General features: G+C 59.2%; 4 protein-coding genes. All 4 read right to left on the reverse strand.

Annotation, left to right across the window (positions count from 1 at the left end; all coding sequences use genetic code 11):
• Positions 1 to 13: 13 nt before the first annotated feature.
• The 4 genes from LJ725_RS24215 to LJ725_RS24230 all read right to left on the reverse strand — a co-directional run bounded on the left by LJ725_RS24215 (position 14) and on the right by LJ725_RS24230 (position 7070).
• Complete coding sequence (locus LJ725_RS24215) at positions 14 to 3442, reverse strand: NACHT domain-containing protein (protein ID WP_230553514.1); 3429 nt, start codon at positions 3440 to 3442, stop codon at positions 14 to 16.
• Positions 3443 to 3585: 143 nt separating this feature from the next.
• Positions 3586 to 5271 (reverse strand): gamma-glutamyltransferase, encoded by a 1686-nt coding sequence (gene ggt / locus LJ725_RS24220; RefSeq protein WP_230553515.1) that lies wholly within the window; start codon positions 5269 to 5271, stop codon positions 3586 to 3588.
• Between the two features lie 178 nt (positions 5272 to 5449).
• Positions 5450 to 5902 carry a hypothetical protein gene (locus tag LJ725_RS24225; protein WP_230553516.1) on the reverse strand — a complete coding sequence of 151 codons (453 nt, stop codon included), beginning with the start codon at positions 5900 to 5902 and terminating at the stop codon, positions 5450 to 5452.
• Between the two features lie 4 nt (positions 5903 to 5906).
• Positions 5907 to 7070: a phytanoyl-CoA dioxygenase family protein gene (locus LJ725_RS24230; RefSeq protein WP_230553517.1), complete on the reverse strand. Its 1164-nt coding sequence runs from the start codon at positions 7068 to 7070 to the stop codon at positions 5907 to 5909.
• Positions 7071 to 7546: the final 476 nt, after the last annotated feature.

The raw sequence follows: 7546 nt of genomic DNA on the forward strand, positions 1-7546 counted from the left end.
CGAGGGTCGCAACTTACTTTCTTTTTGTAGAACGCCGCTGCCGATTCCCCCTTTGAGAACTTTCCTTTGTTTCCGGATGTGGCCAGCCGAAGCTCTCTAGTTGAGTTCTCAACCGTGAGTTAGCTGCAGCTGTGAGATTCTGCATGTCTTCATTTGCTCCTGGCAATTGGTGAGAAACTCGCCAAAGAGCTACCGAAAACCTCAACAGTGAGTGCTCAGAATATTGTGCGGCCTCCACAATCCGAATGAGGGGAGAATCAGTTGGCTTCACATATCCATCTCGTTGCCACACCCATAAATCTAGGAGCACTAACCAAGCTGCAAAATCTTGATCATCGGAACTAAAATTTCCTTCTTTCAATCGTACGCTGAGAGTTTCCCATTCCGCTTCATCAAAAAATCTCCCAACCAACGCTGGAATTCTGGCCTTGAGGGAGCCTCGGAGTCCTTCTTTCCAATGTGCGATGGGGCGAAGGTTAAGAGCGCTTATGACCGAGGCGATAACATACTCAGAGAATATCTCGGAAGCCCATAGCATGTCCCAGTAACTGCCGGGCGATTCTTCCATACCCAAACGGAAAGTATCTTTAATCAGATCAATCTCTTCACGTGCGTGGTCCCCTCGCTTTGACCTGTTCGCCGCTGAGCCAAGGGACCTGACATTTAAATTCTCGACCTTCGCCTCCAAAAAGGGCCGAATGTGTTCGAGCATCGCGAAATTGTCGCGCTTGCCATCCATTTCCTGTCGAATTAGCCCATTCGTATGTGGAGCAATCAAGCTTGAGATGGGTCTAACGCGGCGCCTTCGAGGCGAATTTGACCTTCGAAATGAATTAAAAAGGGCCTTCTTCAATTCAGGACGTATATTTGTCCCCGCCATAGCAATAGAAATTAGGTTTTGAAAGTGGTCATTGTGCGGTCCGTATTCTCCGGTGCCAAACACAATTAACTCGCGCCTGAGTAGGCGCGCAGGAATGTGAGTAGAGTCTAGCAACGCTGAAAGGCCTAGGCCGATTGCTGCCGCTGCATTGGTTTCAGGACTTTGAGTTGCCCATAAGTCGTGAAGAGCCATAAGAGGTTCCCAGCCAAGCATTGTGGTTGGTGTGCCCAAAATCAGGCTCTCATAAGCGCTAGCTTGGTCGCTGTATGTTTTGACCAAGGAGCTTAGTTCCTTGGAGTCCGAGGGACGAAGATCTAGCGCCGGTCTTGCAAGCGCAATAATAAATTTTTGCCTGGAGGCGGATGATTCGAATACTTTGGAGGCCGCAGCTTCAGTGATGGCGGAATGTGCTGCATCTTTAGTGCTCCAAGCCCGAATGCTAGATTGCAGCGATACGATGTCATCAGGAGAGTCAAGGGTTTGCAGCGATTGTAGTGCTTTCTCGACAATGACTTGAGCTTTCTCTTCCGCCGGTTCAATCCCATCTCGCAGGAGGCCAACAATAAGAAGAGCCCTGTCCCGGCTCGGAAAAGAGCCCGTCGGAAAATCAAGCAGCTTGTCGACAAAGAATTTCTGGCCTGACGTCGATCTAAGGCTTGCTACCAACAATCGTACAACCTCGCGCCATCTAGGGTTGTCTAAATCGCCGCCCAGTTCCTTCCAGATCGAATCGGTACCATCCATCTCCCCAAAGCTAATCAGGTGTGTTGCCGAAAGATACTCCTGAAAGGTCATGTGAATAAAGCTATACAAAGTATCGCCAGCTTCGATGAGTAAGCCTGCACCAGTCTTGATGAACTCTAGGAATGCCTCCGCTTGGTCTTCAGCCGGTTCGGAAGACGGCTGTTCGTTGTCGGTAATATGTTGCGTGAGAAATGTTACGAGGTCGGAGTAAGGTGCAACTGCCCGGGATCGTTCTGCTATGCTTCGGCGATGCATCCAGTAAGCGATTGCTTCGATTCGATGCCGATTCCTTCTTTCAATTCTACCTTTTGCTATTTCTTCGTCTTTCTGCTTCGCCTTGTGCCAAGTGTTTAGGAGTGTCTCGGTGCATTTCTGATAAAGAACAACCCGTTGATCCGGCAAAACGGCATCAATGCGATGTACCAAAGCGACAATTGTTAGCAGCAATGGGTTTCTTGCAAGGCTCCGAATCGCATCGTTGTCGGGGTTTGTGATGACTTTAACGAGGTCGTCCGCATTTCGCTTTCTGTCGCTCTCGTCTTCTAAGCGCGCTGCATACCAATCAAGAATAAATCTCTTGATTTCGGGTAGTCTCAGTTTCGCGACTCTATAATGTGAAAATGCATCATCGAATCGAACCTCGGCCTCGTATCCAACGATGCGTGAAGATACAACAATTGTGTTGGCTGGATACGTTTCGTTGAATGCTTCAATTCTTTTGCGGATGACTGTCTTAAGGGTCGAGCTTGGAAGTTCATCTAGGCCATCAAACAAGATGACGGCTTGGCCACTCTCAAAATAATACTCAAGGAAGTCCGTACTAAAAGCATCTAAATTGAAATCTGCTTTTACTGTCTCAACGAGAAAATCTAGAAGTGGTAAGTTTCTGCGCTTTTTGAGTTCGTCTGCATATCGTCGCAAGACAACTACTACCGTTAGCCTTGAGTCCGATTGAGTGTTGCATCGCTTTTGAAGCGCTTCGCTAATCCCACATAAAGCTAGAAAAGATAATAGCGTTGATTTTCCGCTGCCCGGATCGCCCAGAAGAACAGTTTTGTTGCCAGGGGCTAGAAAGCTGCCGGGATCAACCCTGGGGGTATCATCCGACTCTTCCGGCGATCGCTCCGAAACAACAGAAAGTGGAATATAGATATTCTCAAGGGGGATCCGACGTGAGGCCTCTTCTTTGTAAACTGACATGCCGACAAATTCGATGCGGCCATATCTCTTCTTGAGATTGAGGTCGTATAGCGATCGGATTTCCTGAATTGACTTTCGCTGCTTTTCACCGCGTGGGACTAGTCGCGGGTAGTAAAATAGACACAGATGCGGGGACTGCAAGAAAAGGCTCTGCAGCTTGCTATGGCCCAGATGTTCGATTTCGAAAGTACTCTTGAACTCATTTCGCAAATTTTCAAACCATGTGACGTCTCCACCTTCCGCGCGACGACCTGAATTGGTTAGGTCATCAGGTGTAACTACTACATATTTTGTGAGCTTTAGATTTTTTGATCTAGTCTTTGCGTTACGTGCCGAAGCTCGAATCTCCTTTCTGTGCTCGTCCGAGAGAGGAGACGGAAAGAATTTGTACTGATAGCCAATTACGTTTTCTGACTTCGAGCGTCGGGAAAAACTGTCCAGTCCTTCATAATCTCCTGACGCATCATCAAACATGATGAATTCTCTGCCAACACGGCGCGCATCTTGAAATAGCAGGAGGCCGACAATCCGGGCGAATTCTTTGCCGCTCTCAGTGCCTTTCGGAAGTAGAGCGCTGAGTGAGGGAACGGCTGGTAATCGCACACCGGTCGCGGCCATAAGCGTGTATCCATGGTTGTAGTGAGTGGCCCACTATCGCCCACTATTGTTGATGTTTTCAACCGTGATGCGGTTGTTTCTGGGAAGATCTAGTCCGCCGACAGTGTGCTTGCAGAGATATGGCTGCTGAAAAGTCTCACTTCTCACCCCGGCAACACGAACCTAACGCCCGCCCTTGCCAACCCGCCGCCCAGCGCTGCCGCCGTGCCATCCGCGCGCCAGCAGGCGGCGCCGGTCATGGTGTCGTCGTCGTGGAACTGGATGGCGTTCATGCCGCCGGCGACGGTCGGCATGATCTTGAGCGTGTGGCCGCGGGCTTCGAGGCCCTGGCGCACCGGGGCGGGGATGCCGTGCTCGACTTCCAGGACGGGCCCCTCGGTCCAGATGCGCGGCGCCTCGACGGCTTCCTGCAGGGTCATGCCGTGGTCGATCAGATTGAGCAGGGCCTGCAGCGCCGACGGGAAGATCTTGCGGCCGCCGGGCAGGCCCAGCGCATAGCGCACCTTGCCGTCGCGCAGCGCCATCATCGGCGACATCGAGGTGGTGACGCGCTTGCCCGGCGCGATCGACAGCGCGTTGCCGCGGCGCGGGTCGTAGTTGTTCATGTAGTTGTTGGGGATCATGCCGGTGCCGGGCACGATGAAGCGCGCGCCGAACAGGCTGTTGATGGTCTGCGTCGTGCTGACCACGTTGCCCTTGCCGTCTGCCACGGTGAGATGGGTCGTGTCCTGGCCCTCGGCCGCCTGCAGTCCACCCGTCCATTGCGTTGCGCGGGCGATGTCCAGCAGCTTGCGGCGCTGGTCGGCATAGTCGCGGCTCACGATGCGCTCGACCGGCACCTTCACGAAGTCCGGGTCGCCGCTCGCCTCGGCGCGGTCGGCGAAGGCGATCTTCAGCACCTCGGCCAGCAGGTGCAGCGTGTCGACGGTGCCGAAGCCCATCTTCTCGATGTCGTAGGCTTCGAGGATGTTCAGCATCTGCGTGATGTGCACGCCCGAGGCGGCGGGCGGCGGCGGGCCTAAAATCTCCCAGCCGCGATAGTGGCCGCGGATCGGTGCGCGCTCCTCGACCTTGTAGCCGGTGAGATCGTCGCGGCGCACGAAGCCGCCGGTCTTCTCCATGCACTCCACCAGCAGGTCGCCCAGCGGCCCGCCATGCAGCGCCTTCTCGCCCTGCTGCGAGACCAGGGTCAGCGCCTCGGCGTATTGCGCCTGCACCAGCCGCTCGCCGGGCTTCAGCGGCGTGCCGTTGGGCAGCAGGAGCGCGGCGGCGAGCTTGTCCTTCGAGAGGTCGGGGCCCGCATCCTTGATGCAGTCCGAGAGATAGGGCGTCACCGCAAAGCCGCGCGCGGCGTGGCGGATCGCGGGCTGCATCACGTCGGCGAGACTCATGGTGCCGAAGCGCTCCAGCGCCAGACACCAGGCGCGCAGCGAGCCCGGCGTCGCGACCGACTTCGGCCCGACCAGGTTCTCCTGCCCCTCGACGTCGTAGACCTCGGGCGGCGCGCCCGGGACCGGCTTGTACATGTCGGGATGGCCCATCTTCGGCACGGCGCTCATGCCGTCGAGGATGCGGTGGCTGCCGTCGGCCAGGCGGATGTGGCAGGTCGTGCCGCCGATCAGCCCGACCATCATCGGCTCGACCACGGTCAGCGCGAACTGCATGGCGACGGCGGCATCGACCGCGTTGCCGCCGGCCGCCAGCATTTCGAGGCCCGCGGCCGAGGCCAGCGGATGGTTGGAGACCGCCATGCCGCGCGGCCCGTGGGCGGGCTGCTTCTCGCAGGTGAAAGGCGTGCCCGCGCGCTCGCGCCATGTCGACTGGGTCATCCGTGTCCTCGCTGAATGTCGTGCCTTTTTATATCCGTCATCCTGAGCGAAGTCGCCCGAAGGGCGACGCAGTCGAAGGATCTCTTTTCGCCTCGACACACCGTGCGTCGGAAAAGAGATCCTTCGACTGCGTTCGCTTCGCTCACTCCGCTCAGGATGACGGGTGGGGGGTGGGTCCCTATTCCCCCACGCGCTTCTCGGCTTCGACGCAGCGCTGCAGCCGCTCGCAGGCGGGCTCGTCGCGGTCGCCGTCCGGGTTGAAGCAGCGGGCGGCGTCGGTCGAGCCGTCGGCCACGATCTGCGTCAGGCGCCCGCGGGCCTCGGCGGGGCGCTCGACGTCGAGCAGGCCCTTGCGGGTCAGTTCGTTGGCGAAGCGGATCACCAGCCGTTCGCGCGCCCGCATCGCCTCCGGCGCCGAGGCCCTGGCGTCGCGGCACCATTGCATCCCCGCCGCCTTGCCGCAGCCCCAGAGCTGCATCTGGCGAAAGCGCTCGGCGAGCTGGCGGTTCACGCCGAGGCAATAGGCGGTCGTCTCGTCGTCGGGGGCGGGCGGTGCGTCCTGTTGCGCCTGTGTCTGTGCCAGTGCGGGCTGGGCGGCGAGCGCGAGCAGCAGGAAGACGCCGAACCGCATCCCCTCAGATGAACATGTCGAGCTGGTTATAGTTCTTCAGCACCGTGTCGCGCATCGCCTCGCTCCAGCGGATCTCGTCCTGCCGGTCGGCCAGCGGGCGATAGACATGGCTCTTCTCGTTCGGGAAGCGCTGGCGGCGCGCATCGATCGCCAGCAGCAGGATGCGCAGACGCCGGTCGATGCGCTCGGCGTCGTAGGTCACGGTCTCGCCGGTCAGCCGCTTCGTCGTGACGTTCAGCACGCGCTTGCGCGGGAAGAAGCCGGCATTGAGCGTCACGCGGCGGTCGGGCGAGGAGTTGGCAAAGGAGCCGTGCAGCAGCTGGCGGTTGGTGACGATCGTGTCGCCGGCGCCGGCCAGCATCGGCACCGCGCCCTCGATCCGGTCGGAGCCGCTCTCGGCGACCAGCTTGCGGATATCGGCCTTGCCGTGGCGGTGGCTGCCCGGCAGCACCCAGACGCAGTTGCCCGCGGTGCTGGGATAGAGCTGGGTCATGAAGTTGAAGCCGTGGGCGCCCATGTCCCAGTCGGCGGCGTCCCAATGGGTCGTGCCGTCCTGGTGCCAGGCGACCGAGGGGCCGAGGCCCGCTTCCTTGATGAAGGTCACTTCGTTGTAGGGAACGAAGTCGTCGCCGAGGATCGATGCGGCCGCGGCCAGCAGGCCGGGATGGCCGTAGAGCCGGAACGCGGCGTTCATCAGGTAGAGGTTGCCGTCGAGCAGTTCGACGGTCCAGGCGGGCGCGTCGGCGGCCAGCGTCGGCTGGCTCATCGCCACCGGATGGCGGCCGTTGTTCTTGGTGGTGCCGCCGAGCGGGTCGCTCAAGGGCTTGGCCCAGCGATAGGGCGGCTTCAGCACGCCCTCGCCGAACGCCGGTCGGCCGTGACGATCCACCGTCGCGCCCGGTTCGACCGGCGCGCGTTCGAGGATGGCATCGACGTCGGCCCGCAGCTCGGCCAGTTCCTCCGGTCCCGCCACGCCTTCGAAGACATAGAAGCCGTGCGTCCAGTAGGCGTCGAGGATGTCCTGCGCCAGCTTTCCATTGGCATCGAGCCGGATCGGCCCGCGATTGCCCAGCGCCCGCGCGCGCGCTTCGCCGGCGCGGCTGTACTCGGCCATGGTGCGGGCGTGATCTTCGGCAGTGAGCGGGGCAGCGGCTTCGGCCATCGCCATCGGGACGTCTCCGTTATTTTCTTAGGCCAGGACGATAGCGCGGGCGTTTGCCTGCGGCCAAATCCCGCCGCGCGATGAGGCCGCTCTGCGGCTCAAACACCGACCTCATCCTGAGAGCCTGACTCGAAATGAATTGAATCGCTTCAAGCACTTACCTCATCCTGAGGAGCGCGCCACCGGCGCGCGTCTCGAAGGATGGGAACGCGCACCCTGTCTGTTGCCCATCCTTCGAGACGGCCGCTGCGCGGCCTCCTTGTATCAAGAGACGGCCGCGTCGGCGTAGAGTTGCGGGCGCGGTCTCGGTGGAGAGCCCGGAGGCTCCTTGGGCCATCAAGCCCGTTCCTGAGCTCGGCGCCTCCACCGTTGATTTTGTGATCCCGAACGGTCGCCTGGGCCGAACCGCGAGCCCGCATGCGCAAGGATGGGAGCCAAGATCCATGTTCGTAGGTATCGATGTGGCGAAGGATCGCCTGGAT

It is taken from the genome of Reyranella aquatilis (assembly GCF_020880995.1).
In the GTDB taxonomy this organism is placed as follows: Bacteria; Pseudomonadota; Alphaproteobacteria; order Reyranellales; family Reyranellaceae; genus Reyranella; species Reyranella aquatilis.